This window comes from Chryseobacterium hagamense (genome assembly GCF_007991455.1).
In the GTDB taxonomy this organism is placed as follows: domain Bacteria; phylum Bacteroidota; class Bacteroidia; order Flavobacteriales; family Weeksellaceae; genus Chryseobacterium; species Chryseobacterium hagamense.
Map to the genome: position 1 here is coordinate 1 of NZ_BJYJ01000092.1, position 628 is coordinate 628.

Sequence of the window (628 nt, forward strand, 5' to 3'; positions counted from 1 at the left end):
GGTAAATATAAAAGTAAATATGGTAATTATTCAATATTAAAAGCATATGAATTAGGACAAAGAGGCGCAAAATCATCAATGAATTATGTTTATACTGAAAAAGGAAAACCGATTCCACGCTCATCTTCAGTTTATTGCTCTGAAAAGGCGCCTTCAAAAAATGGCAGATAATTTTTTAGTCATGTATCAGAATTAGTGACAATCCCCATTTCACAGATTTTCAGTCCGTGATCAGAGAATAAAAAACCTCGCAATTTGCGAGGTTTTTGTGTTTTACAGTTCGGTATGATTTACTTATAGGCTTTTCTTGCATTAAAATCCCTTATGGTAAGATCAAGAAACCTTGTTACCAGAGCTTTTGTCTTCTTCGCTCATATTCTGTATGGCTTGAAATTTTTTCAGAAGTTCTTTATCTTTAATAGAAACAGTATCATCATTCAGCAGAGCATCGCTGGAAACCCCTAAAGCATCGGCAATATTTTTAAGCGCATCGGCAGGGGGAATGCTGCTTCCCGGCTCGTAGCGGGAAAGGCTTTTGTTATTCACCCGGGGTTTTTCTGCAAGCTCTGCCGAATGATTATATTGGGCTTCTTAAAATTGAGTTGGTCTTGAATGTTTACTTGTTTAA

Annotated in this window: 1 pseudogene; it reads right to left on the bottom strand. The window is 36.5% G+C overall.

The features are described from left to right. Nucleotides 1-333: 333 nt before the first annotated feature. A pseudogene (locus CHA01nite_RS20375) lies at nucleotides 334-558 on the bottom strand (helix-turn-helix domain-containing protein); the annotation flags it as partial. Nucleotides 559-628: the final 70 nt, after the last annotated feature.